Here is a 23,049-nt window from a genome sequence, read left to right as displayed (position 1 = left end):
CTATGTCAACCTCGTGACTGTTGGATGCCCGGAAGAGTGACGCGTATGCGGCAACCGCGAGCCGATTCGGCCACACCGATCCGGCCGCCGTGCAGATCCACCGCCCAGCGGGCGATCGCCAGGCCCAGTCCCGTACCGCCGTCACTGCCGGGACCGTGCGGGGAGGGCATCTCACCCCGGTTGAAACGCTCGAAGACCCGGTGCCGTTCGGACTCCGGGATGCCGGGGCCCTCGTCCAGGACCTCCAGGTGCAGCGACTCGGGCTGCGGACCGCGCCGGGCGAGCACCGTGACCCGGCCGTGCGGCGGGCTGTGCTTCACCGCGTTGTCGATCAGATTGGCCACCACCTGGTGCAGCCGCTCCGCGTCCGCGTGCGCGGTCAGCTCGGGCGGTGACACGTCCAGGTGCAGATGGACGTCCTTGCGGGAGTGGTTGCCGGAGCCCGAGGACAGCCTGCGGTGCGCGGCGGCGAGGTTCGCCTCCTTGAGCACCCCCGACAGATAGGGCCACACCTCGAAGCGGCCGGCCTTCAGCGTGACCACGCCGTTGTCCAGCCGGGACAGGTCCAGCAGCGTCTCCACCAGCCGGCCGAGCCGCTCCGTCTGTTTCAGCGCCGTGCGCATGGTCTCAGGATCCGCCGAGGACACCCCGTCCACGACGTTCTCCAGCACGGCTCTCAGCGCCGCGATGGGCGTGCGCAGCTCATGTGAGACATTCGCCACCAGCTCCTTGCGGTGCCGGTCCACGGCGGCGAGGTCGTCCGCCATCAGGTTGATCGTCTGCGCGAGGTCGCCGAGCTCGTCCCGCCGGTCCGCCCCGCTCACCCGTCTGGTGTAGTCGCCGTGCGAGATCGACCGGGCCACGGCTCTCATCTCGTCCAGCGGCGCGGTCAGGCCGTGCGCCACGAACTGGGTGATCAGCAGGGTCGCGATCACCGAGAACACCGTGATGAACCGCAGCTCGGTGCGCGTGCGCACGGCCACCATGATCAGCCCGGTCGTGATGAACACCGAGACCACGACCAGCGTGCCCAGCTTGGCCTTGATGGAGAACGGCCGCAGCCCCGGTCCGGGCGCGGTCATGGCGCGGGAGTCTCCAACGCGTAGCCGACACCGTGCACCGTACGGATCCGCTCCGCGCCGATCTTCCGGCGCAGGGCCTTGATGTGACTGTCGACGGTACGGGTGCCCGAGGCGTCGGCCCAGTCCCACACCTCCGCCAGCAGCTGTTCCCGGGAGAGCACCGCGCGCGGGGTGTTGGCCAGGCAGACCAGAAGGTCGAACTCGGTCGGCGTCAGGTGCACGTCATCGGCGCGGACCCGCACCCGGCGCTGTGCGTGGTCGATCTCCAGCTCACCGAGACGCAGGATTCCGCTGCGGGGCGTCACGGCGGCCAGCGCGGCCCGCTCCACCCGGCGCAGCAGGACGTGGACCCGGGCCGCCAGCTCGCGCATGGAGAACGGCTTGGTCATGTAGTCGTCGGCGCCGACGCCGAGGCCGACGAGCATGTCGGTCTCGTCGTCGCGGGCCGTCAGCATCAGCACCGGCACCGGGCGCTGGGCCTGCACGCGCCGGCAGACCTCCAGGCCGTCGAAACCGGGAAGCATGATGTCGAGCACCATCAGATCCGGCTGCCAGGCCTCGGCCGCGTCCACGGCCGCCGGGCCGTCGAGTGCGGTCTGCACCAGGAAGCCCTCGGCCCGCAGCCGGGCGGAAATGGCATCGACGATCGTGGCGTCGTCCTCGACCACCAGCACGCGGCGCTGCGCGCCCGGGGTGGCCGCGACACCTGTGTGGGTGGTGTGTGTCTGTTCCATCGCCCCGCCCCTGCCCGTTCTCACGGAGGCCATTCCCCCGGACGTACGGTCTTCGCTCGTGATTTTCGTGGGTGATCCCGCTATCGGTCAGCAGCGTAAAGGCACCGGAGGGCTCCCGGCTACGCAGGGTGCAAGGCCGCGGGGGCGGGCCGGGGGCACAACGGAGGCGGAGTGTCGCGCTTGTGGCACTTGGCCCCCGGGCGTCCGGGGGGCCCGCATACCCGGCGGGGGCTTATCGGCCTGCTCGAATTGCGAGATGGACCACGTCGGGCACACCTCGGGCAACGCCTACTTCTTCCGTCCTTACCCCATGGAATCCGGCATTCCGAAGGGCCTGTTCGAACTCCGCGGAAGGTTGTGCGGACCACACCGCGAGAACGCCGCCCGGCGTGAGCCTCGCGTGGCAGTCGGCGAGGCCGGCCGGGGAGTACAGATTCCCGTTCTCCTCGGTGACGGTCCAGTCCGGCCCGTTGTCGATGTCCAGACACAGGGCGTCGTAACGGTCCGTAGTCGTCCGCAGGTACGCGACGAGGTCCGTCGTGAGCACGGAGGTCCGCGGATCGGCGAGCGCCGCCCCCGAGATCCCGGCCAGCGGCCCGCGCAGGTGCCAGTCGACGATGGCGAGCTCCCGCTCGGCCACCGCGATCCGCCCCCACCTCGGCTCGGCGGCGGCCCGGGCGAGGGAGAACCCGACGCCGAGTCCGCCGATGAGCACCGCCGGGGCCGGCCGGCCGGGGGGCAGCGCGTCGAGCGCGGCGTCGATCAGCAGCCGCTCGGAGCGCCCGTCCGAGGTGTCCATCAGGAAACACCCGTTGGCGATGATCTCGAAGTCGTCGCCCCGCCGCCGCAGGACGACCTCCCCGTACGGTCCCTCGCGGCGGTCCAGGGTGACGGGGGCGAGGGCGTCGGGGCCGAAGGTCTGGGACATGGGGCTGATCTCCGGTGGTGGCGTTCGGTGTTCCCGTCATCCTGTCCGCCGGGCGGCGGCCGGACCAGCGGATTACCCGAACGAGTCCGGCCGCGGCGGTCCGGCCGGGTCGTCAGGTCAGCCGCGTTCGCGGCGCGGACCGCGTACGGCGAACAGCGCGGCCCCCGCCGCACACGCCACCGAGGCCACCAGCCATGCCGCGGGCTGCGGACCGGGCTGCATCGGCCAGGCCCATACGGAGGCCGCTCCGCCCGGAGTGCGCGGGGCCGCCAGGTAGACCGCGCTGCTGTAGACCGTCATGGGCAGCCAGCTCAGCCGGGCACCGATCAGGGCGGCGGAAGCGGCCGCCACTCCGGTCGCACCGAGAACATTGCGGACCATGCCCGGTGCGCCGAACGACTCGGGATGCCCGGGGACGGCCAGCGCGAGAGCCGCCGCGGCCGGGACGGCGAGCGCGAGCAGGTGCAGCAGCCGCCGCGGCCACCAGCGGTGCACGGCGGTGCGGTCGAGCTCGTCGGCGGCGGCGTACAGGCTGGTGCCGATGGCCGAGGAGACCAGCAGCGGCGCCAGCACCAGGACCGGGACGCGGGCGCTGTGGTCGAAGTGGTCCTCCAGCCGCCCGGCCGACCACGCTGCGAGGAGCACGATGCAGGCCAGCGCGGCGGCGGTACGAGGGAGGGCGCGGGAGCGGAGATAGAGGCCGGGCAGGCGGGGCCCGGGAGCGGAGTGCTTCGCGGTGGCAGTGGCGGCGCGGTTCACAGGGCCGGCACCTCCGAGGGGTCGCAGCTCGTGCTCGTGGCCAGATAGCGGCCGAGCCAGGCCCGGCGCTCGGGGGCGGGCATCGCCTCGATCCTGCGGAACAGCGGGTCGCTCTCCGCGCCCGGCAGCTGTGCGGCCCGGAGGCCGGCGAGCCAGTTCGTGACGGCTAGGTCGGTGTTCATGATCCGGTCGGAGCCGGCCGGGGCATCGCCGTCGGCCGGGCAGTCCCGGGAGATCATGCTCGCGGCCGTCTGCCAGGCGTAGTCGTCCGGCCGGCTCAGCCGGTCGCGTACGAGGTCCCAGCCGCGGGTGAGCGTCGACAGCTGAGCTTCACCGGAGCCCTCCCGGACGTTGTGGTCCACGTAGCGGATCGGTGCTCCCGGCACACCGTCCAGCCGCGCGATCAGTCCGGAGAGCGCCCGGGACGCCTGCGGCAGCAGCGATGCGTCGAGTGCGTTCAGGCAGACCTGCGGGCTGCCGTCCGTGCAGACGAGCCGGCCGGCAGCCGGATCGTCCCGCAGCAGGTCCCCGCCCGTGTGCAGGATGAGCGGCGCGACGGCGGCGGCCAGGGCGAGCGGTACGACAGCGAGGAGCCTGCGCCGGGCGGCGTGGATGATCAGTGCGGCCAGGGCGAGTCCGCCGGTCCACGCCACCATCGCGGGGGCGAACCACCACACGGGCAGCGCCCCGTCGAGCTCGTACTGCATCGCCGGATCGAGATACTGCCCCGGGCCTTCGGAGTAGGGCAGCGCACCGAGAACGACGTACAGCAGCACGGCCAGGACCGGCGCGGTCAGCCGCCACCGGGACCGCTGACCGACGACGAACCCCACCAGGCATACGGACACCAGGAAGGCGCTGTCCACCACGGCGAAGGACGGGAACGGGCTGCCGCCCCCGGCATACGGCCAGGTGGCGAGCAGCGCGGCGGCCAGCGCGGCGAGATAGCCGGCCACCGCCCACAGGGCGAGCGGCAGGGCAGCCACCATGGCCCGGGCCGACCGGGCGCGCGGGGTGGAACTCCAGAGTTCGGTGGTGGAGCGCCGGTGCTCGCGGGCGCCCTGCCAGCAGGCGGCGGCCGCCACCAGCGGACCGGCGAGCAGGGCCGCGCCGGTATGCAGCAGTCCCTGGGTCTCCCCCCAGCTCCCCTGCCAGGTGTCGGCCTTGGCCGCCATGGTGACGGCGAGCATGACCGCCGTGCAGGCACCGGTCCACGGCGCGATCCCGCGGCGCAGTTCGGTGCGCAGCGCGAGGAGCGTCGGGCGGCGGCCGGCGGCGGGGGAGCGGGCGGGCCCGGAGGCGTCCTGCGGCCGGGTGACGGGGGCGTGGTCGGTGGTCATCGGGCGCCCGCCGTCGCGCGGTGGGCCCTCAGGGCAGCGGCGTATCCGCGCTCGATCGGGCTGCCGTCGATCCGGTCCGCGCCGTCGTCCTCGCTGCCGAGGGCAGCCAGTGCGGCCGTCGACCCCCGGTACGCGATGCGTCCCGCCTCGACGAGGGTCACATCCGCGCAGGCCGTGGCCACGTCCTCGACCAGGTGCGTGGAGAGGATCACCGTGGACTGCTCCCCGAGCTCGCGCATCAGTGCCCGGAACTCCACCCGCTGCTCCGGGTCCAGGCCCGCGGTCGGCTCGTCGAGCAGCAGCAGATCCGGTTCGTTGACGATCGCCTGTGCGATGCCCACGCGCCGGACCATGCCGCCCGACAGGGTCTTCATCCGGGCGTCCAGCCGGTCCGTCAGGCCCACCCGGTCCACCGCCCGCTCCACGGCGCCGGCGATCAGGGCGCCGTCCATCTCCTTGAGCCACGCCACGTAGGCGACGAACTCGCGGACGGTGAAGCCCGGGTAGAAGCCGAACTCCTGCGGCAGATATCCCAGCCTGCGGCGGACCTCCGCGCGGCTGCGGTGATCCGCGGACGCACCCACCTCGGCACCCAGCAGCTCGATCCGGCCGGACGTCGGCGCGGCAGCCGTCGACACCACTCTGATCAGCGACGTCTTGCCCGCCCCGTTCGGTCCGAGAAGGCCGTGCACGCCGGGTGTGAACTCCAGATCGACGCCGTCCAGGGCAGTCCTGCGGCGATGTCGGACCGTCAGCCCCTCGACGCGGACGGTGCTGTTCACGCGGTCACGCTCATGACTTCTCCAGATGGTCGAAGGATCTGCGGCGCAGGGCCAGCAGCCCGGCGCAGAGCACGGCCGCGGCCGCCCAGGCGCCCTGGGCGGCCGCACCCGCGAAATAGCCGGCGGCCTCCGCCGGCGACTCGTCGAGCCCCGTCGGCAGCGTTCCGAGGGCCGGTACGGTGACGGCGGCGGCCCAGCACGCGGCGACGGACGAGGCACCGGTGAGGCAGCCGACGTACGAGCCGAGCGCCAGCGCCCCCAGCGTCATGGCGAGCCCCGGCAGGAGCCAGGCCAGGACCCCCGGTCCGCCGGCCGACGCGGGCAGCACCGCCCAGGCGAGGGCGAGCACCGGGACGGTCACCGAGAGCACCGCGGCCGTTCTGATCAGCAGCAGCCGTAGGCCGCCGCCCGGACTGGCGGCGATGATCTCGTGCAGGGGGTCGGTGCGGCGCCCGTAGGAGAGGCCGACCCCGGCGAGCGGCAGGACGGGCGCGACAACGAGGAGCAGGGGGCGCGCCGCGCTGCCGAGCCCGCCCACGTAGGCCAGGGCGACGGCACCGAGCGCCACCAGCAGCAGGGCCCCCACCCACGCGCCACGGAGAGCGGGTCCGGCCGCCCACACCGCCCGCCCGAGCCGGTGGGCGGCCCCGGGAGCCGTCCGGCGCGCCGGTACGGCGCTCGCCTCCGCGACCGCGAGCACCGAGGTGCGGACGTCGGCCAGCAGCGGTGCCGCGGCCCCCCGGCCACGTACCGCCGCCGACACCCGGTCCGCACAGTGCGCACAGGACTCGACGTGCTTCTCCAGTGACCAGGCGTCGGTCTCGGCGGCGGTCCCCGCCGCGTACCGCGCCGCCAGTTCGTCTCCCACGTGCCAGGCCGTCATGCGGTGCCTCCCAGCGGACCGTTCTCCACAACCAGCCGGTCCAGTGCGGACCGCAGCTCGCGCCGGGCCCGCGAGGCCCTGGTCTTGACCGTGCCCTCCGGTATGCCGAGCAGCCGGGCGGCTTCCCGGGTCGTCAGCCCGTCGATGACCGTCGCCCGCAGCACCTCCCGGAGCTCCGGCGAGATCCGGTCGAGCGCGGCCCCCACATCCCCGTACTCCAGACCGGCCAGGACCCGGTCCTCGGCGGAGGGCACGGCGGCCCCCCACTCGGCACCGTCCACGTGTTCGGCCTGTGCCACGCGCTCCGTCCTGGCCCGGACGCGCTGCGCGTCGACCAGCCGGCGGGCGGCGATCACCCAGAGCCAGCCGCCGGCTTCGGCGCCCCGGTGCGAACCGGCGGAACGCCAGGCCGTGACGAAGGTGTCCTGCAGTACCTCTCGTACGGTCTCGGTGTCCGCGCACCGCCGGTTCAGCCGAGCCAGCAGCCAGCCGGAGTGCCGGTCGTAGAGCGCGGCCAGCGCGGTCGTGTCCCCCTGTGCGACGGCACGCAACAGCGTCTCGTCGTTCCGGTCCTCCCCCGAGGGGCGCAAGTGGCTCACACCTCCTCTATCGACGGCCGGACGCCGGCCGGTTCACGCGCGGCGCAGACGGATGCTGTCAGGGGCGTGGTGCCGGCCGGCCGTGCACCGCGATGTGTTCGGCCGACGGCCCCGAGCGAGGCCGTCGACGGGCAGGGCCAGGACGGTCGTACCGGCGGTGCCGGCCATGCCCGAGCGGGGGCAGGCCGCATCTGCGCGGTCCGATCGGGTGGCAGCGGGCGCCGAGCCCGGCCGCGATTCGGCCGGATCATGGGTCCGGGCGCCCCCGCGGCATGACCGGGGCGAAGCCGGTGCACACGGTCCGACGGCGCGACCACCCGGCTCAGGGCGCGGAGTTCGACGTCCGCGGTGGTCTCGGCGGCCCGCGCTGCGGACCCCGCCTGCACGCGGCTCAGCGAACCCTCCCCGGGCGATCGTGCCGTCCGGGCCGAGCCTTCGGTCGTCGTTCACGCCGGCCCTCTGCCCTGCGGCCGGGTCCCCGTGACACGCAGGTCCGTCCCCGACGGTCAGCCCCCGGCCGGGGTCCAGATGTACGGCGTGGTGGTGGTCACGGCGTGGAAGCCCAGCCGGCGCAGGATCGGCGCGCTGTCGTCGGAGGCGTCGACCTGGAGATGGCGGGCCCCGCGGGCGGCGGCCAGCTTCGCGCGTACGGCGACCAGGGCGCGGTAGATCCCGCGGCCCCGCCACGGCGCCAGGGTCGAACCGCCCCACAGTCCGGCGAAGCTCGTCCCCGTACGGGAGACCAGCCAGGCCGCGGAGACGACCTCGTCCCCGGCCTCGGCGACGAACACGGCGATCTCGTCCGGGGCCGTGGCGACCCGGCCGATCAGGTCCTCGCCCAGCCGGCTCAAGTCCTGGCCCCAGACCTCCGACTCCATGGCGGCGATACGCCGCAGGTCGGCGTCGGCGGTGACCTGCCGCAGCGTCACCCCGTCCGGCAGTACCGGGTCAGCGGCCAGCTCGTCCGCGCGACCGATGAGCACCGTCTCCCGCTCCTCGGGGACGAAGCCCGCCGCGAGCAGCCGGTCGGGGAGGTCGGCCGGCCGGTCGTGGCCGCGGGTCTTCCACTCCACGGCCTCGCCGCGTGCGGCGAAGTACGCGCACTGCCGGGCGATCAGCTGGTCCAGCTCGGTGCCGCGCACCCCGACGTCCGGGGGAGTGGTGACGAAGCCGCGGAACTGGCCCACGACGCGCAGCAGCTCGCCGTCCCGCTCGTAGTGGACGCCCGCGGGCGGATTCGGGGCTGCGCCGCGCATGTTCCCGTCGTAGGCGGCGAGCAGGGTGGCGAGGTCGGTTCCGGAGGATTCGGTCACAGCAGTGAGCGTACGAGCCGGCGCAAACGCTTTTCCGGCCTCCGCCGGTCATGTGGAGGCTTCAGCGCACCCGCGGCGCGGTGAACGTCACGGCGGCGGCCGGTGCCGTGACCTCGGCGTCTGCGCTGAGGGCCCAGGCGGCGACCCGGGAGACCACGGCGGCCGGGACCGCCTCGCAGATCCCGGGAGCTGCCGGCACGTCCTGTGTCGCGTGCGCGTCGTGGGGGAGGACGACCCGGTGGCCCCGGGCCAGGGCCGTGCGGGCCGTCGCCTGGACGCACATCTCCGACATCATGCCGCAGACGGCGACCGCCTCGACGCCGGCTCCGGTCAGCAGGTCCCCCAGGGACGTGCCCGCGAAGCCGTCGTCCCTGGTCTTGCGGATCACGTGCTCCGCGGGGCCCGGTTCGACCGGCAGGTGGAGCGCCCATCCGGGGGTGTGCGGCTCGTCACCGGCGCCTGGTGCGCCGTCGTTCTGGAGGTGCACGACCAGCGCACCGCTCCGGCGTGCGCGGGCGATCAGGGACATCGTCCGCTCCAGCAGACCGGCGGCACCGGGCACGGCACGCTCCCCGCTCACCCCCGCCTCCTGGACGTCCACGACGAGCAGGGCCTGCACAGGGAGGAGGGCATGGGTCATGCGGCCCATCCTGATCGGTCGGTCCCCCGCACTCCACGGGATTTCGCCCCCGTGGGCCGGGCCCCGGAGTCCTGGACGGACGTCGGCCGGACGCGGGCCGGGGGAGCGGGGAATCCAGGACCGCTCCGACAGGCAAGCCGAAGCGCGTCATCCAGGACGACGCGATCCTGCTGCTCAGGAAGAGGGAAGCGCCCCCGGGCGTCCGACGATCCGGCACAGCCCGACCGGCGCCTGCCCGCCCCGGAGGAACGGCTCCTCGCGCGTGTCACGAGGGCAGGGCGGCCTCCCAGGCGGCCTCGATCCTGGCCCGCAGCCGCCGCGCGGAGGGTGCGACGAGCGCGACGTACGGACCATCGAGCCGGGCAGCCGGCGCGCACACGCCGACCGTCACCGGACCCACGACCCGCTCTGCGCCGGTGTCCGGGTCAGGGCGCGTGGGCGGTCAGCGGGGCGCGTGGGACTACGACGGCACCCGTCAGGCGTTGCACACCTCGCAACGTACGAGTCGTACGTGATCGCTCACAGCGAACACCGCCCCGGGAACATTGGGCGGCTCAGGAGCATTGAGTCTGCATAGCTCAACTTGACTGCCGAAGGGGAGATCATGGCTACTGAGTCCAATGCGGTCACACCGCTCACCCTGCCTGTGCTGCCGCTCGACGACGAGGTCGTGCTGCCCGGAATGGTGGTGCCTCTGGACCTGTCCGACAGTGATGTACGTGCCGCGGTGGAAGCCGCGCAGGCAGCCGCCCGAGAGGGTGGCGGCAAGCCCGAGGTGCTGCTCGTTCCGCGCATCGAGGGGACCTACACCGGGATCGGTGTCATCGGGACCGTCGAGCAGGTCGGAAGGCTTTCGGACGGTGACCCCGGCGCACTCATCCGCGGGCGTGGCCGTGTGCGGATCGGGGCCGGGACCAGTGGCCCGGGCGCCGCGCTGTGGGTGGAGGGAACCCGGGTCGACGTCCCCGTCCCCGAACCCCTCCCCGGGGCCGTCGCCGAGCTGGTCAAGGAGTACAAGGCCCTCGCGACCAGCTGGCTGAAGAAGCGCGGCGCCTGGCAGGTCGTGGACCGGGTCCAGCAGATCGAGGACGTTTCCGCCCTCGCCGACAACTCCGGGTACTCACCGTTCCTCACCACCGCTCAGAAGGTGCAGCTGCTGGAGACCGCCGACGCGGTCGCCCGGCTGAAGCTCGCCATCCAGTGGCTGGGCGAACACCTCGCCGAGCAGGACGTCGCCGAGTCCATCGCCAAGGACGTCCAGGAGGGTGTCGACAAGCAGCAGCGCGAATTCCTGCTGCGGCGCCAGCTCGACGCCGTGCGCAAGGAGCTCTCCGAACTCAACGGTGACCCGGAGGACGAGTCCGACGACTACCGGGCACGCGTCGAGGCCGCCGATCTTCCCGGGCACGTCCGCGAGGCCGCGCTCAAGGAGGTCGACAAGCTGGAGCGCTCCTCCGACCAGAGCCCCGAGGGCTCCTGGATCAGGACCTGGCTGGACACCGTCCTCGAACTGCCGTGGACCGAGCGGACCGAGGACGCGTATGACATCAAGGGCGCCCAGGAGATCCTCGACGCCGAACACGCGGGACTGCAGGACGTGAAGGAGCGCATCACCGAGTACCTCGCGGTGCGCAAGCGCCGCGCCGACCGCGGGCTGGGCGTCGTCGGAGGCCGGCGCGGCGGTGCCGTGCTGGCCCTGGTCGGGCCGCCCGGAGTCGGCAAGACGTCGCTCGGCGAGTCCGTCGCGCACGCCATGGGCCGCAAGTTCGTCCGTGTCGCACTCGGCGGCGTCCGGGACGAGGCGGAGATCCGCGGCCACCGGCGTACGTACGTGGGCGCGCTCCCCGGCCGTATCGTCCGTGCCATCAAGGAGGCCGGTTCCATGAACCCGGTCGTCCTGCTCGACGAGATCGACAAGGTCGGCTCCGACTTCCGGGGCGACCCCGCCGCGGCGCTCCTCGAAGTGCTCGACCCGGCGCAGAACCACACCTTCCGCGACCACTACCTGGAGGTCGAACTCGACCTCAGCGACGTCGTCTTCCTCGCTACCGCCAACGTCCTGGAATCCATCCCGGAGGCGCTGCTCGACCGGATGGAACTGGTCAGGCTCGACGGCTACACCGAGGACGAGAAGGTCGTCATCGCCCGCGACCACCTGCTCCCGCGCCAGCTGGAGCGGGCCGGTCTGGAGAAGGCCGAGGTCACCCTCGACGAGTCGGCGCTGCGCAAGCTGGCCGGTGAGTACACGCGGGAGGCGGGGGTCCGGAATCTGGAGCGGGCCGTCGCGCGGCTGCTCCGCAAGGTCGCGGCCCAGCACGAACTGGGTGACCGTGAGCTGCCCTTCACGGTGACCGACGAAGATCTGCGTGGACTCATCGGCCGGCCGCACCACGTCCCCGAGTCCGCCCAGGACCCGGCCGAGCGCCGCACCGCGGTGCCGGGCGTGGCCACCGGGCTAGCGGTGACCGGGGCGGGCGGTGACGTGCTCTTCGTGGAGGCGTCGCTCGCCGACCCGGAGACCGGGGCGTCCGGACTGACCCTGACCGGTCAGCTCGGCGACGTGATGAAGGAGTCCGCGCAGATCGCGCTGAGCTTCCTGCGCTCGCACGGTGCGGAGCTGGAACTGCCGGTCGCGGACCTGAAGGACCGCGGTGCGCACATCCACTTCCCGGCCGGCGCCGTGCCGAAGGACGGCCCGAGCGCGGGCATCACGATGACGACGGCGCTGGCCTCGCTGCTCTCCGGACGGCTGGTCCGCACGGACGTGGCGATGACCGGTGAGGTGTCGCTGACCGGGCGGGTCCTGCCGATCGGCGGCCTGAAGCAGAAGCTGCTCGCCGCGCACCGGGCGGGGATCACCACGGTGGTGATCCCGAAGCGGAACGAGGCCGACCTGGACGACGTCCCGGCCGAGGTGCTGGACACCCTGGACGTGCACCCGGTCACCGACGTCCGCCAGGTCCTGGAGATCGCCCTGGCCCCGGCCACGGCCCAGGCGGAGCGGAGGATCCCGGCCGCGGCGTAGCTGTCACGGCGTGACGGACGTGGCACTACGGACACGACCGGTACGGACGGCCCGTCACCCCCCGCGGGGAGGCGGGCCGTTCCGCGTGGGCGATGGGTCCGGTCAGGGGCGGTAGATGGTCCCCGGGACCGGCTCGGCCGGCGCCATCAGCTGCGGGACGGTGACGAAGGTGTAGCCCCGCCTCTTCAGCTCCTCGATGATGCCGGGCACCGCGGGCACCGAGCCCTTGTAGATGTCGTGCAGCAGGATGATGCCGTCCTTGCTCGCCTGGTCGAGTATCCGCTTCTTGATCAGCGCCGAGTCGGTCGTCGAGTAGTCCTTGGCGGTGGCGCTCCACAGGATCTGCGAGAGCCCGAGGTCCTTGCTGATCTCGGAGACCGTGTCGTCGGTGCGGCCCTGCGGCGGACGCATCAGCCGCGGCTTCTTGCCGGTGATCGCCGCGATCGCGTCCTGCGTCTTCTCCAGCTCGGCGCGTATCTCGGCGGGCTTCTTGTCCGTCAGGATCTCGTGCGACCAGGTGTGGTTGGCCACCTCGTGGCCTTCGGCCTCGATCCGGCGCACGGTCTCGGGGTGCTTCTTCACGTGGTTCTTCCCCAGCAGGAAGAAGGTCGCGTGGACCTTCTCCTTCTTGAGGATGTCCAGCAGATGGGGGGTGTCCTCGGCCGGCCCCGCGTCGAAGGTGAGGGCTATGCACTTCGCCTTGCGGCAGTCCACCGGGCCGAACGACCCCTTGGCGTCCGAGCCCGCGTCGCCGCGGGCGGATCCGGGCGCCGTGGTCTCCATCGAGCAGCCGCTCAGCGTCAGCGTGAGCGCCGTCACTAGAGCGACGGCCAACCCCGTACCGATCGACTTCGTCCTACTGGGCAAGGCAGGTCACTCCCTCGTTGTTCACGCCGCGCTTACGTGCGGACTGCAAGGACTATACACAGGACGTATACACGCGGTGTATAGGGGTGACGTGAGGGTGGGTGAGCGTCTCCGTACCTGGTCGGAGCCGCTGAACAGGGCAGAGCCCGGCGACGGGGTGCGTCACCGGGCTCTGGGGGGGAAGGGGCGGCGGCAGGTCAGCCGTTCGCCATCGCCTGTACGCGGTCGAGGGCGCCGTTGAAGTGGTTGTGGTCACCCACTGTCGGGCCGGACGAGGTGTACTGCCAGATCGTGTAGTAGCCCCAGCCGGCCGGGAGCGTGCCGACCGTGGTGTTGTAGCGGGCCACCCAGAGCGGGTTGGTGGCGCCGAAGCTCGCGTTGTCGCCCGTGCAGGACTGCCACCAGCTGGTCGCGGTGTAGATGACCGCGTCGCGCCCGGTGCGCGCCTTGTAGGTGTTCACGAAGTCACGGATCCAGGAGACCATCCCGGCCGCGGTCTTCCCGTAGCACTGGGCGCCGTACGGGTTCCACTCGATGTCGAGCACGCCGGGCAGCGTCTTGCCGTCCCTGGACCAGCCGCCGCCGTGGTCGACGAAGTAATTGGCCTGGGTGGCGCCGCTCGTCGTGTCCGGGGTCGCGAAGTGGTACGAACCGCGGATCATCCCGACGTTGTACGAGCCGTTGTACTGCTGGGCGAAGTCCTCGTTGGTGTAGTACGTGCCTTCCGAGGCCTTGACGTAGGCCCACTTGACGCCGCTGTTCCAGAGCGTCGACCAGGCCACGGCGTTCTGGTGGCCGCTCACGTCCACGCCTTCGGTCTGGACCGCGCGGGTGGTGGGCAGGCCGCCCTGGCCGTCATGGGCGATGACGCCCATGCCCATCGTGGCCGTGCCCCGGGCCGGTTTGGTGGGGTCGCCGGCGGTGGTGGCCGCGCCGGCGGCGCCGGGCAGCGCGACGAGGAGGGAGAGAGCTGCGAGCAGAGTTCCCGCCGCGGCGAAGCGCGAGCGACGGACTGTCTTGGAGCCGGATCTGTGCACGGGCATGTGCGTGCCTCCGAGGCCTCGGTGGGGGGACCTGCTGACCCGGGGCGCGGCAGGCGCACCCCTGGCGGCATGTCATGGTGTGGACATGCCATGCATGACGCTACGCACGTAGACCCGGGTGGCGGAAGAGGGCCTGGGCGGTGCCGTTGGTCTACTCCTGCGAAATACTGGCGGAGCTGCGGCGATGAGCGGCGGTGAAAGAAACTTTCAGTGGCGGGAAAGCGCATGAGGGGTGTTGACGTGCACGGGAGCGAAAGCGGGAGTGAACCCGGCGCAACCGGAGGAAATGGTGTGGACCACGAGTTCCTCGCTCTGGAGCTGGAGTTGGCCGTCTTCCTGCGCCGCGCCCGGGCCAACTCCGGCGAAATGGCGCGCGAGGTGCACCCCGAGCTGGAGGCGGCGGCCTACGGTCTCTTCGTACGCCTGGAGTCGGCCGGCCGTCAGCGGGCCACCGACCTCGCCTCGTACTTCGGTGTCGGCAAGGCCACCATGAGCCGTCAACTACGCGCCCTGGAGGTCCTCGGACTGGTGGCGCGCGAACCCGACCCCGCGGACGGGCGGGCCTTCCTCGTCCACCTCACGGACGAGGGCCTCGCCCGCTTCCGCAGCGTCCGGGACGCCCGCCGGGACCGCTACGTGCGCAAGCTCGCGGACTGGGACCGTGCCGAGGTGGCGGAGCTCGCCCGGCTGCTGCACCAGCTGAACGCCCGCGCCGAGGGGTGAGGCGGGGCGCCGGCCGCCGGGCGGTTCACAACTGCGCGTAGAGCGCCGTCGCGTCGTCGTGGTGCTTGCCGCGCCGCAGGTACACGCGGTCCGTGTCCGCGTCCTCCAGGGCCCGGACCCGGTCGATCAGCCCCTGGGGGCCCTCCTGGTGAAGCACCCCGAGGCAGGCCCTCCAGTCACCCTCGCCGAACATCTCCGTCCAGCGGCTCGCCCCGTCGGTCAGTGCGGCGACCGCCCGCACCTCGGCGCGAGGGACCCGCCCGGTGACAGCCCGGGCCGCCACGGCCGGGTCGGCGGCGGCGGTGAAGAAGCCGCCCTCCTTGTTCCGTACCTGCGTGTCGGTGATCGCCTCGGAGGCGAGCGAGCCCGGTGGCAGCCGGTCGAGCCTGTCGTCCACCAGGGCGCGGACAACGCCGCCCGGTGACTCGAACAGCAGTACCGAGTCGGACAGGACGAGGTACTCGACCTCCGCCTCGTCCCAACGCGCCATGACGACAGTCGCCTGCGGCGTGCGCGCGTGAGAAAGGTCACATCGGGATCGGTGGCTGTCGGCGGTGCGCCGGATGGACTCCGCGAGGATCTCGCGCAGGGTCATATCCCGCCGCGAACCCGACAGTTCGACCAGGGCGCCACCCAACCGCGCCGTGAACCACGGGACCGAATGCGCACAACCGTCGTCACCCCGGGGCGGGGTCACCCCGTCGAGCAGGACGAGCCCCCCACCCTGGCCGGAGGCGGGCAGGACAGTGGCCGCCCAGTCCTCGTTCGGGCGCCCGGCGAGTCCGGCGGCGGTGGCGAGTTCGATGCGCATACGGCAAGTCTGCACGATGCCTTCACGGAGCCTGCACGGGCCGGGGATTGGCCCGTACCAGCAGGTCAGGCGGCCCCTTGAGGCGGAACGAATCACTCCGGGAGGTGTGCGGGCGGGCATCCTGCCAAAGCCTGCGCCGAAGATCCAGCCGGGCGTCCAGGTGTGCTGTCGGGGGCCCGGGGGGAGACTTGTTCGCCAACTCCAGAGTGCGGTTCACTCGTTCGAGTGGCGGAGCGGTTGATGCGCGCCCCCCTCTCAAAAGCACTGGAATGGTCGGAAGCCGTACCAGGGGTCGGGGCGCTCGTTCACGTGACCGAGCGTCACCTCTGCTTCAAGGGCGGACGAGTCGAGATTGCGAGCACCGGTGCAGAAGAAGCGGCCTCGGAGCAAGGGCAGCAAGCACAGCGGTTCCGAGGTGGCGTCTTCGGCGCCGGCTGAGAGCGGGCGCACCGTGCGCGTCCGCAGCCGGCTCGTCGCAGGCGTCGCGGTCGTCGGGATCACCGTCGTGGCCGCGGGGGCGCCGGCGGTCCTGAGCGCCTCGTCCGACCTGACCGAGTCGCAGCGGCTGGTCACCCTCGCAGAGCTGAACCAGCAGGCCATCGCGCTCGCGCACTCCCTCGCCGACGAGCGCGACGAGGTCACCGCCTTCATCGCCGCAGGCCGGGAGGGCAAGCCCGGGGCGACCGGTGCCGCGGGAAGCCGCAGCGCCCGTGTCGACCAACAGGTGAACGAGATCCGGGACGCGGCCTCCGCCGTCCTGCGCCGCGACCTCTCCACCATCCCCTCGCTGCGCCGCGACGCCATCAGCGGCAAGGGCACGGCGCTGGAGGCCCACCGGGCGTACACCGAGGTCATCTCCAAGCTTCATGACCTCTCCGACGAACTCGCGGACAGCACCCCGCCGCGCGCCGCGGAGGCGGTCCGCGCCCCTCTCGCGCTCGGCCGGGCCACCGAACAGGCCTCCGCCACCCGCGGGCTGCTGCTCGCCGCCCTCGCCGTCCCGCGCGAGGAGCCGGCCGCCCCGCAGATCGACCCGTTCACCGGCCTGCCCGTCCAGACGCAGGACGAGGGCGAGACCGAGGAGGACCGCACCCGGGACGCGCTGAGCGGCGCCGCCCAGCAGTCCCGGGTCGGCGAGCTCTCCGCCCTCGCCGACTTCGACCAGGCCGCCGGTGCCACCGCCCGCGACAAGCTGGCCACCACCGTCACCGGCCCCGAGGTCAACAGCGCCGAGAAGTACCTCGCCGCGCTCACCGACCGCCCCGAGCTCTCCTCGGCCGACCAGAAGGTCAGCGGGAAGAAGCTCCAGGCCGCGCTCTCCGCCCGGATCGACCGGATGCGGGGCGTCGAGTCCGCCCTCGGCACCGCCCAGGTGCAGCGGCTGGGGCAGCTGCGCGACGACGAGGTCACCGCGCTCGAACTGCGGATCGCGCTGCTCGGCGGCTGCCTGCTCATCGCCGTCGGCGTCTCCACCGCCGTGGCCCGCACCCTGACCCAGCCGCTCGCCGTCCTGCGGATCGGCGCGGGCCGCCTCGCCGCGGAGCCCGAGACGGCCGAACCTGTCCGCTACACCGGCCGCAACGACGAGTTCGCCCAGGTCGTCCGGTCCATCAACGCACTGCACGGCCGGCTGCACGGACTGCTCCACGAGTTCAACGGACGGTTCGAGAAGCTGGAGGGCGAGCGCGGCGAACTGATCGCCGGCCGCGAAGCCCTCACCCTGCAGCGCGCCGAACTCCAGGTCCACACAGCGGACCTGGCGGCGCAGCTGGAGAAGCTGAAGAACACCGTCCACCACACCTTCGTCAACCTGTCCCTGCGCACCCTCGGCCTCGTCGAACGCCAGCTCGGTGTCATCGAGTCCCTCGAGGAGCGCGAGCAGGACCCGGAGCGGCTCGGCACGCTGTTCAAGCTGGACCACATGGCCACCGTCATGCGCCGCCACAGCGAGAACATGCTGGTCCTCGCGGGCGCCGAGCACGGACACAGCCACTCCGGACCGATCCCGCTGGTCGACGTGCTGCGCGCCGCGGTCAGCGAGATCGAGCGGTACGAGCGGGTCACCATCCAGTCCCTGCCGCCGCACGCCCAGATCGCCGGATTCGCCGCCGACGACCTCAGCCACCTCGTCGCCGAACTCCTGGAGAACGCCACCTCCTTCTCCCCTCCCGACTCCCACGTCCAGCTCTCCGGCTGGCTGCTGGAGACCGGTGAGGTGATGCTCTCCGTGCAGGACGAGGGCATCGGCATGTCGTCCGTACGGATGGGCGAGCTCAACACCCGTCTCGGCGACCCGGCGCTCTTCGAGGCGGGGGAGCAGAGCGCCGACGGGGCCGGTCTCGGCCTCCAGGTGACCTCGCTGCTGGCCGCACGCCACGGCGTGCGGGTCCAGCTGCGCGAGCAGAAGGGCAGCGGGGTGACCGCGGTCGTCGTGCTGCCCCAGGCGCTGCTCCCGAAGGCACCCCCGGCCGCGACCCCGCCGCCGGTCAGCGCTCCCGGCGACGCGCCCGCGCTGAACCTCCCCGGTTCGGTGGCCGAGGCCAACTCCAACGCACTGCCGGGCCGCACCCTCGCCCTGCCCGGCGACCCGCTGATCGCAGCCGCCGAACAGACGATCGCCGAGACCGGCACCACCGCCGTCCCCGCGCCCGCCCCGGAGCCCGGCGCCCCGGCCGAGGACCTCATCCGGGCCGTCCCCGACCACGCCCCTCCGGTCGCGCCCGAGCCGGGGGGCCCCCAGGCGGCGCAGCCCTCCGTGGTCTCCCCGGACCCCGAGCCCGTGGGGCCCGCGGAGACCGAGGCCGAGACCACGATGCAGGTACGGCTCCCGCGGGTGCCCGAATTCGATGACGTACCCGAGTTCACGCACGCCCCCGCCTTCGGTGACGGCCCCGAGCCCTCGGCCGCCGCCGGTCCGTACGCCATCGGTCCCGACCGCCACGAGCGCACCGCCGACGAGGGCGGCCAGCCGGCGCCGCTCACGCCCGCCCCCGCGCCCGTCACGCCACCCGTGGCCGACGCCCTGCCCGGGCCGCGCCGCCCGGAGCCCGAGCCGGAGCAGCAGGCCCCGCGGATCACCGACAAGGGGCTGCCCAAGCGCACCCCCAAGGTCGTCAGGCCGGCGTCGGCCCCCGCACCCGAGCGCACGGGCAGCGTGGACAAGGACGCCCTGCGCCGTCGGCTCGGCGGCTTCCACCAGGGTGCGAAGAACGGCCGCAGGGACGTCGAGGCGGAGATCGCCGAGGCCACCGCGCCGGCCACCGGCGCCACACGTACCCAGCACACCGAGCCGGCAGGCCGTACCGATGGCCGACCCGGAGACACGGGGGACACAGTCGAGGAGGCACGCAGTTGACTGCGCCCAGCACATTCGGGCTGAGCACCGAAGCCCGGAATCTTCACTGGTTGCTGAGCAATCTGGTGGAGGAGGTGCCAGGGGTCCACTCGGTCACCGTCGTCTCGTCCGACGGACTCATGCTGCTCTCCTCCGACCCCGGCCATCAGGTCGCCCGGGGCACAGGCAGGCAGGACGGCCCCCGGGGCTCCAGCGCCGATCTGGCGACGATCGTCTCCGGCATCGGCAGCCTCACCATCGGCGCCGCGAAGCTGATGGACGGCGGTGGCGTCAAGCAGACCATGGTGGCCATGGACGAAGGCAGCGTCTTCGTCATGTCGATCAGCGACGGGTCGCTGCTCGGTGTGCACGCCACACCCGACTGCGACATGAGCGTCATCGCCTACCACATGGCGCTCTTCGTCGGCCGTGCCGGACACGTACTCACCCCCGAACTCCGCAGTGAGCTGCGCAAATCGATGGAGAGCGCCCAGTGACCCACGCTGCTGCTGAACCCGCCCGAAGGCTCCCCGTGCGCGGGGCCGACAAGCGCCCCGCGCGGGTGCGCCCGTACTCGCTCACCGGCGGCCGTACCCGCTTCGGTCACGTCCTGCTCGTCGAGACGTTCGTCGCCGCGCTCGACGCCCCCGACGAGCGCCGCGAACTGACGAACGGCAACCTGGCCTCGCGCGTCATGCCGGAGCTCCAGGCCATCGTCGAGATCTGCCGGCGGATGCGTACCGTCGCGGAGATCTCGGCGCTGCTGAAGATGCCGCTCGGCGTGGTCAGGGTGCTGCTCAGCGACTTGGCCGACCAGGGAAAGATCCGCGTGTACGGAACCGGTCACGGCACCGGCCAGCCCGACCGCGCACTGCTCGAAAGGGTGCTCAATGGACTCCGTCGTCTCTGAGTCGCCGCTGTTCGCCCCGCGCCAGCCGGGGCCGAAGGACCAGGCCGAGGAATCGTTGCAGGCCTGGCAGCTCGACCGGACCAGGGCCCCGATCGCCACGAAGATAGTGGTCGCGGGCGGCTTCGGCGTGGGCAAGACCACCTTCGTGGGCTCGGTCTCCGAGATCACCCCGCTGAAGACCGAAGCGATGATGACCCAGGCCAGTGAGGAGACCGACGACCTCAGCGCGACGCCCGACAAGGTCACCACGACCGTCGCCATGGACTTCGGCCGGCTGACGCTCGACGACGACCTCGTGCTGTACGTCTTCGGCACACCGGGCCAGCAGCGCTTCTGGTTCATGTGGGACGACCTCGTGCGCGGTGCGATCGGTGCGGTCGTGATGGCCGACACCCGCCGGCTCGCCGACTGCTTCCCCGCCCTCGACTACTTCGAGAGCTGCGGACTGCCCTACATCGTGGCCGTCAACCACTTCGAGGGCACACCCGGATTCGAGGCCGAGGATGTCCGGGAGGCCCTGACCGTCCCTCCGCACGTGCCTGTTGTGATCATGGACGCGCGTAACAGGATCACCGTCGTCGAGTCGCTCCTGGCCCTCGTGGGCCATGCCCTCGACGTCACCCCGGCATAGCTACACACAACGGAGAACCGCGATGCGGAAGATACTCATAGTCGGAGCCGGCCAGTCCGGGCTCCAGCTCGCCCTCGGACTGCAGTCCCGAGGTTACGAAGTCACCCTCATGTCCAACCGCACGGCCGACGAGATCCGCTCCGGCCGGGTCATGTCGACGCAGTGCATGTTCCACACCGCGCTCCAGCACGAGCGGGACTACCAGCTCAACTTCTGGGAGTCCCAGGCCCCGCGCATCGAGGGCCTCGGCGTCTCCGTCGCGGCCCCGGACTCCTCGCGCGCCATCGACTGGGTCGGCAAGCTGGACGGCTTCGCCCAGTCCGTGGACCAGCGCGTGAAGATGGCCGGCTGGATGGACACCTTCGCCCAGCGCGGCGGGCAGCTCGTCATTCACGGCGCGGCCGTGTCCGACCTGGACTACTTCTCCCGTACCTACGACCTGGTGATGGTCTCCGCCGGCAAGGGCGAGCTGGTCTCCATGTTCGGCCGCGACGCGTCCCGTTCGCCGTTCGACGCCCCACAGCGTGCCCTGGCCGTCGCGTACGTCCACGGCATGGGCCCGCGACCCGAGCACCCGGAGTTCGACGCGGTCCGCTGCAACCTGGTCCCCGGCGTCGGTGAGCTCTTCGTGATGCCGACCCTGACCACGTCGGGCCGTGCCGACATCCTGTTCTGGGAGGGCATCCCGGGCGGGCCGCTCGACGCCTTCCAGGGCATCAAGGACCCCTCGGAGCACCTCGCCAAGACGCTGGAGCTCATGGAGAAGTTCACCCCGTGGGAGTACGCACGCGCCACCAAGGTCGAACTGACCGATGCCAACGGCACCCTGGCGGGCCGTTATGCCCCGACCGTCCGCAAGCCGATCGGCCGGCTCCCCGGCGGCGGCCTGGTGCTCGGTGTGGCGGATGTCGTCGTCGCCAACGACCCGATCACCGGACAGGGCTCCAACTCGGCCTCCAAGTGTGCCAACGCCTATCTGGACTCGATCATCGAGCACGGCGACCGCGCGTTCGACGCGGACTGGATGCAGGCCACGTTCGACCGCTACTGGGAGACCGCCCAGCACGTCACGAAGTGGACGAACGCGATGCTCGGCGTCCCGCCGGAGCACGTGCTGAACCTGATCGGCGCCGCCGGTCAGCTCCAGCCGGTCGCCGACCGCTTCGCCAACGGGTTCAACGACCCGGCGGACTTCGACAACTTCTTCTTCGAGCCGGAGAAGACGAACGCCTACCTGGCCTCCGTCGCGGGTCCGGCCGCCTGAGAGCCCGGCACCCCTTGAACGCACCGGCCGGGCCGGGCGCCGTCGGCATGTCCGGCGGGCCAGGCCCGGCGGTTGCGTTCGGTACGAGCGCTACTCCCCGGGCGCCGCGTCCTCGCCGTATCCCTCGTCGGACCCCTCGGAGGCCCCCTCCGGGAGCTCCGGCGGCCCGTACGTGGTCAACGGAGCGCCCTCCGGATCCGGCCGCACGGCGCCCAGCAGCGGATTCGACGCGACGGGGGAGACCTTGACCCGTGAGCCCGGCCGCGGCGCCTGCACCACCAGGCCGTTGCCGATGTACAGCGCCACGTGCGTCGCCTTCGGGAAGTAGACCACCAGATCGCCCGGCCGCAGGGCCTTCACCGGCACCTTCCGCAGCTGCCGCCACTGCTCCTGCGAGGTGCGGGGAATGGTGCGGCCGGCGCTCGCCCAGGCCTGCGAGGTGAGTCCGGAGCAGTCGAACGAGCCCGGCCCCTCCGCGCCCCACACGTACGGCTTGCCGATCTGCTCGATCGCGTACCGGACCGCTTCACTGCCCTCCGCTGTCGCAGGCCGGGCCGAGGACAGCGCACCCGAGGCGACCAGTGCGTCCTGCGCCTTGTCCGTACCGTCCTGTTCGAGGCGGGAGACCTCGGCGAGCTGTTCCGGGGAGAGCGTGGCGAGCAGTCCCTCGACCTGCTTGAGCCGCGCCTGGACGGTGTCTCGGTCCTTCTTCTGCCGTGCGGCCAGGACCTGTTGCCTGTCCAGGACCTTGCGGGACTGCTTGGCCAGCTCCGCGGCGCGCCTCTCGGCGCCGCCCAGCCGCTTCATGGTCGCCACCCGCCCGGCGGCCAGCCGCTGGACGACCTGCCCCTGGTCCAGGGCGTACTCGGGATCGCGCATCAGCAACAGCCGCAGATACGCGGAGAGGTCGGAACGGCCCTGGTACTGCTCACGGGCCAGGCGCCCGGCGGCGTCGCGGCTCCGGGACAGCGAGAGCCGGGCGGTGACGAGTGCGGAGTCGAGCTTCTTCGCCTCCGCGGTCCGCTTCTTCAGTTCGGCCGCCGTCCCGTTGTAGGTCTCGGTGGCCTCCTCGGTCCGCTGGTACAGCCGCTGGAGTTCGTTCAGGAGTCCGGCGACGCTGCCCGCCGCCGCTTCAGGGACGGCGGCCGGGACGGCGGGGCCTTCGGTGCGCGGAGAGGGGGCGGGCGAGGGTGCTGCGGCCGCGGCCGGTGAGGTCACCGCGACGGCGGCCAGAGCCGCCGTGCCGAGGGAGCGCAGGACTTTGCGCGACACGACACCACCTCCGGAAAACGGGGTGAATCGTGCGACTACCCCATGAGTGAGCGCAATTCCTCCATACGCTCACTCGCCGTCAGGTGATGCAAGGACCTCCGGCGCGGCG

At 72.3% G+C, this 23,049-nt stretch carries 22 protein-coding genes; 7 read left to right on the top strand and 15 right to left on the bottom strand.

Annotated elements, in window-relative coordinates:
• Positions 1-5: 5 nt before the first annotated feature.
• The 11 genes from OG538_RS11290 to OG538_RS11240 all read right to left on the bottom strand — a co-directional run bounded on the left by OG538_RS11290 (position 6) and on the right by OG538_RS11240 (position 9,460).
• Positions 6-1,082 carry an ATP-binding protein gene (locus OG538_RS11290; protein ID WP_406092609.1) on the bottom strand — a complete coding sequence of 359 codons (1,077 nt, stop codon included), beginning with the start codon at positions 1,080-1,082 and terminating at the stop codon, positions 6-8.
• Positions 1,079-1,816 carry a response regulator transcription factor gene (locus OG538_RS11285; RefSeq protein WP_024491908.1) on the bottom strand — a complete coding sequence of 246 codons (738 nt, stop codon included), beginning with the start codon at positions 1,814-1,816 and terminating at the stop codon, positions 1,079-1,081. The genes OG538_RS11290 and OG538_RS11285 overlap by 4 nt, the downstream gene beginning before the upstream one ends.
• 232 nt (positions 1,817-2,048) lie before the next feature.
• Positions 2,049-2,744: a spermidine synthase gene (locus tag OG538_RS11280; protein ID WP_406092607.1), complete on the bottom strand. Its 696-nt coding sequence runs from the start codon at positions 2,742-2,744 to the stop codon at positions 2,049-2,051.
• 117 nt (positions 2,745-2,861) lie between these two features.
• Positions 2,862-3,503 carry a hypothetical protein gene (locus tag OG538_RS11275; protein WP_406092605.1) on the bottom strand — a complete coding sequence of 214 codons (642 nt, stop codon included), beginning with the start codon at positions 3,501-3,503 and terminating at the stop codon, positions 2,862-2,864.
• Complete coding sequence (locus tag OG538_RS11270) at positions 3,500-4,843, bottom strand: hypothetical protein (RefSeq protein WP_406092603.1); 1,344 nt, start codon at positions 4,841-4,843, stop codon at positions 3,500-3,502. The genes OG538_RS11275 and OG538_RS11270 overlap by 4 nt, the downstream gene beginning before the upstream one ends.
• Complete coding sequence (locus OG538_RS11265) at positions 4,840-5,625, bottom strand: ABC transporter ATP-binding protein (protein WP_406092601.1); 786 nt, start codon at positions 5,623-5,625, stop codon at positions 4,840-4,842. Before OG538_RS11265 ends, OG538_RS11270 begins: the two co-directional genes overlap by 4 nt.
• Before the next feature lie 10 nt (positions 5,626-5,635).
• Positions 5,636-6,508, bottom strand: a complete 873-nt coding sequence (locus OG538_RS11260) for a hypothetical protein (protein WP_406092599.1) — start codon at positions 6,506-6,508, stop codon at positions 5,636-5,638.
• Entirely contained in the window at positions 6,505-7,107 is a 603-nt protein-coding gene (locus OG538_RS11255; protein ID WP_406092597.1) for an RNA polymerase sigma factor, read from the bottom strand. Before OG538_RS11255 ends, OG538_RS11260 begins: the two co-directional genes overlap by 4 nt.
• A gap of 506 nt (positions 7,108-7,613) precedes the next feature.
• Complete coding sequence (locus tag OG538_RS11250; protein WP_406100073.1) at positions 7,614-8,363, bottom strand: GNAT family N-acetyltransferase; 750 nt, start codon at positions 8,361-8,363, stop codon at positions 7,614-7,616.
• Between the two features lie 118 nt (positions 8,364-8,481).
• Positions 8,482-9,060: an isochorismatase family protein gene (locus tag OG538_RS11245; protein WP_406092595.1), complete on the bottom strand. Its 579-nt coding sequence runs from the start codon at positions 9,058-9,060 to the stop codon at positions 8,482-8,484.
• Between the two features lie 265 nt (positions 9,061-9,325).
• Complete coding sequence (locus tag OG538_RS11240) at positions 9,326-9,460, bottom strand: hypothetical protein (protein WP_406092593.1); 135 nt, start codon at positions 9,458-9,460, stop codon at positions 9,326-9,328.
• Between the two features lie 204 nt (positions 9,461-9,664).
• Between OG538_RS11240 and lon the strand changes: the two genes are divergently transcribed.
• Entirely contained in the window at positions 9,665-12,085 is a 2,421-nt protein-coding gene (gene lon / locus OG538_RS11235; protein ID WP_406092591.1) for an endopeptidase La, read from the top strand.
• Between the two features lie 102 nt (positions 12,086-12,187).
• Here the strand turns inward: lon and OG538_RS11230 are convergent, their stop codons facing one another.
• Both OG538_RS11230 and OG538_RS11225 read right to left on the bottom strand, forming a co-directional pair.
• Complete coding sequence (locus tag OG538_RS11230; RefSeq protein ID WP_406100071.1) at positions 12,188-12,868, bottom strand: polysaccharide deacetylase family protein; 681 nt, start codon at positions 12,866-12,868, stop codon at positions 12,188-12,190.
• A 281-nt stretch (positions 12,869-13,149) separates the two neighbouring features.
• The gene (locus OG538_RS11225) at positions 13,150-13,995 is read right to left on the bottom strand and encodes a lysozyme (protein WP_406092589.1); all 846 of its coding nucleotides are present in this window, start codon (positions 13,993-13,995) and stop codon (positions 13,150-13,152) included.
• Between the two features lie 225 nt (positions 13,996-14,220).
• On the opposite strand from OG538_RS11225, the gene OG538_RS11220 reads away from it, so the two are divergent.
• The gene (locus tag OG538_RS11220; protein ID WP_406092587.1) at positions 14,221-14,718 is read left to right on the top strand and encodes a MarR family winged helix-turn-helix transcriptional regulator; all 498 of its coding nucleotides are present in this window, start codon (positions 14,221-14,223) and stop codon (positions 14,716-14,718) included.
• A gap of 25 nt (positions 14,719-14,743) precedes the next feature.
• On the opposite strand, the gene OG538_RS11215 is transcribed toward OG538_RS11220, so the two are convergent.
• Entirely contained in the window at positions 14,744-15,529 is a 786-nt protein-coding gene (locus tag OG538_RS11215; RefSeq protein ID WP_406092586.1) for a hypothetical protein, read from the bottom strand.
• 364 nt (positions 15,530-15,893) lie between these two features.
• Between OG538_RS11215 and OG538_RS11210 the strand changes: the two genes are divergently transcribed.
• The 5 genes from OG538_RS11210 to OG538_RS11190 are packed head-to-tail and all read left to right on the top strand — an operon-like array spanning position 15,894 to position 21,668.
• On the top strand, positions 15,894-18,884 hold the full coding sequence (locus tag OG538_RS11210; RefSeq protein ID WP_406092584.1) for a nitrate- and nitrite sensing domain-containing protein: 2,991 nt from the start codon (positions 15,894-15,896) through the stop codon (positions 18,882-18,884).
• Positions 18,881-19,360, top strand: a complete 480-nt coding sequence (locus OG538_RS11205; RefSeq protein WP_406092582.1) for a roadblock/LC7 domain-containing protein — start codon at positions 18,881-18,883, stop codon at positions 19,358-19,360. The genes OG538_RS11210 and OG538_RS11205 overlap by 4 nt, the downstream gene beginning before the upstream one ends.
• Positions 19,357-19,773: a DUF742 domain-containing protein gene (locus OG538_RS11200; RefSeq protein WP_328896329.1), complete on the top strand. Its 417-nt coding sequence runs from the start codon at positions 19,357-19,359 to the stop codon at positions 19,771-19,773. The genes OG538_RS11205 and OG538_RS11200 overlap by 4 nt, the downstream gene beginning before the upstream one ends.
• Positions 19,754-20,404 (top strand): GTP-binding protein, encoded by a 651-nt coding sequence (locus OG538_RS11195; protein ID WP_406092580.1) that lies wholly within the window; start codon positions 19,754-19,756, stop codon positions 20,402-20,404. Before OG538_RS11200 ends, OG538_RS11195 begins: the two co-directional genes overlap by 20 nt.
• Before the next feature lie 22 nt (positions 20,405-20,426).
• Positions 20,427-21,668 carry a styrene monooxygenase/indole monooxygenase family protein gene (locus OG538_RS11190; RefSeq protein ID WP_406092578.1) on the top strand — a complete coding sequence of 414 codons (1,242 nt, stop codon included), beginning with the start codon at positions 20,427-20,429 and terminating at the stop codon, positions 21,666-21,668.
• Between the two features lie 90 nt (positions 21,669-21,758).
• Here the strand turns inward: OG538_RS11190 and OG538_RS11185 are convergent, their stop codons facing one another.
• Entirely contained in the window at positions 21,759-22,940 is a 1,182-nt protein-coding gene (locus OG538_RS11185; protein WP_406092576.1) for a C40 family peptidase, read from the bottom strand.
• Positions 22,941-23,049: the final 109 nt, after the last annotated feature.

The sequence above is a fragment of the Streptomyces sp. NBC_01013 genome (assembly GCF_045162765.1).
GTDB lineage: Bacteria > Actinomycetota > Actinomycetes > Streptomycetales > Streptomycetaceae > Streptomyces.
The sequence above is the reverse complement of the archived record's forward strand: the minus strand, read 5'-3'. Positions and strand labels throughout refer to the sequence as shown.

What these genes read in the sequence shown, in the direction of transcription:
- OG538_RS11195 (WP_406092580.1), top strand. Translation starts at nt 19,754, where the DNA reads ATGGACTCCGTCGTCTCTGAGTCGCCGCTGTTCGCCCCGCGCCAGCCG.
- OG538_RS11190 (WP_406092578.1), top strand. Translation starts at nt 20,427, where the DNA reads ATGCGGAAGATACTCATAGTCGGAGCCGGCCAGTCCGGGCTCCAGCTC.
- OG538_RS11290 (WP_406092609.1), bottom strand. Translation starts at nt 1,082, where the DNA reads ATGACCGCGCCCGGACCGGGGCTGCGGCCGTTCTCCATCAAGGCCAAG.
- OG538_RS11285 (WP_024491908.1), bottom strand. Translation starts at nt 1,816, where the DNA reads ATGGAACAGACACACACCACCCACACAGGTGTCGCGGCCACCCCGGGC.
- OG538_RS11280 (WP_406092607.1), bottom strand. Translation starts at nt 2,744, where the DNA reads ATGTCCCAGACCTTCGGCCCCGACGCCCTCGCCCCCGTCACCCTGGAC.
- OG538_RS11260 (WP_406092599.1), bottom strand. Translation starts at nt 6,508, where the DNA reads ATGACGGCCTGGCACGTGGGAGACGAACTGGCGGCGCGGTACGCGGCG.
- OG538_RS11215 (WP_406092586.1), bottom strand. Translation starts at nt 15,529, where the DNA reads ATGCGCATCGAACTCGCCACCGCCGCCGGACTCGCCGGGCGCCCGAAC.
- lon (WP_406092591.1), top strand. Translation starts at nt 9,665, where the DNA reads ATGGCTACTGAGTCCAATGCGGTCACACCGCTCACCCTGCCTGTGCTG.
- OG538_RS11225 (WP_406092589.1), bottom strand. Translation starts at nt 13,995, where the DNA reads ATGCCCGTGCACAGATCCGGCTCCAAGACAGTCCGTCGCTCGCGCTTC.
- OG538_RS11270 (WP_406092603.1), bottom strand. Translation starts at nt 4,843, where the DNA reads ATGACCACCGACCACGCCCCCGTCACCCGGCCGCAGGACGCCTCCGGG.
- OG538_RS11230 (WP_406100071.1), bottom strand. Translation starts at nt 12,868, where the DNA reads ATGGAGACCACGGCGCCCGGATCCGCCCGCGGCGACGCGGGCTCGGAC.
- OG538_RS11245 (WP_406092595.1), bottom strand. Translation starts at nt 9,060, where the DNA reads ATGACCCATGCCCTCCTCCCTGTGCAGGCCCTGCTCGTCGTGGACGTC.
- OG538_RS11220 (WP_406092587.1), top strand. Translation starts at nt 14,221, where the DNA reads ATGAGGGGTGTTGACGTGCACGGGAGCGAAAGCGGGAGTGAACCCGGC.
- OG538_RS11250 (WP_406100073.1), bottom strand. Translation starts at nt 8,363, where the DNA reads ATGCGCGGCGCAGCCCCGAATCCGCCCGCGGGCGTCCACTACGAGCGG.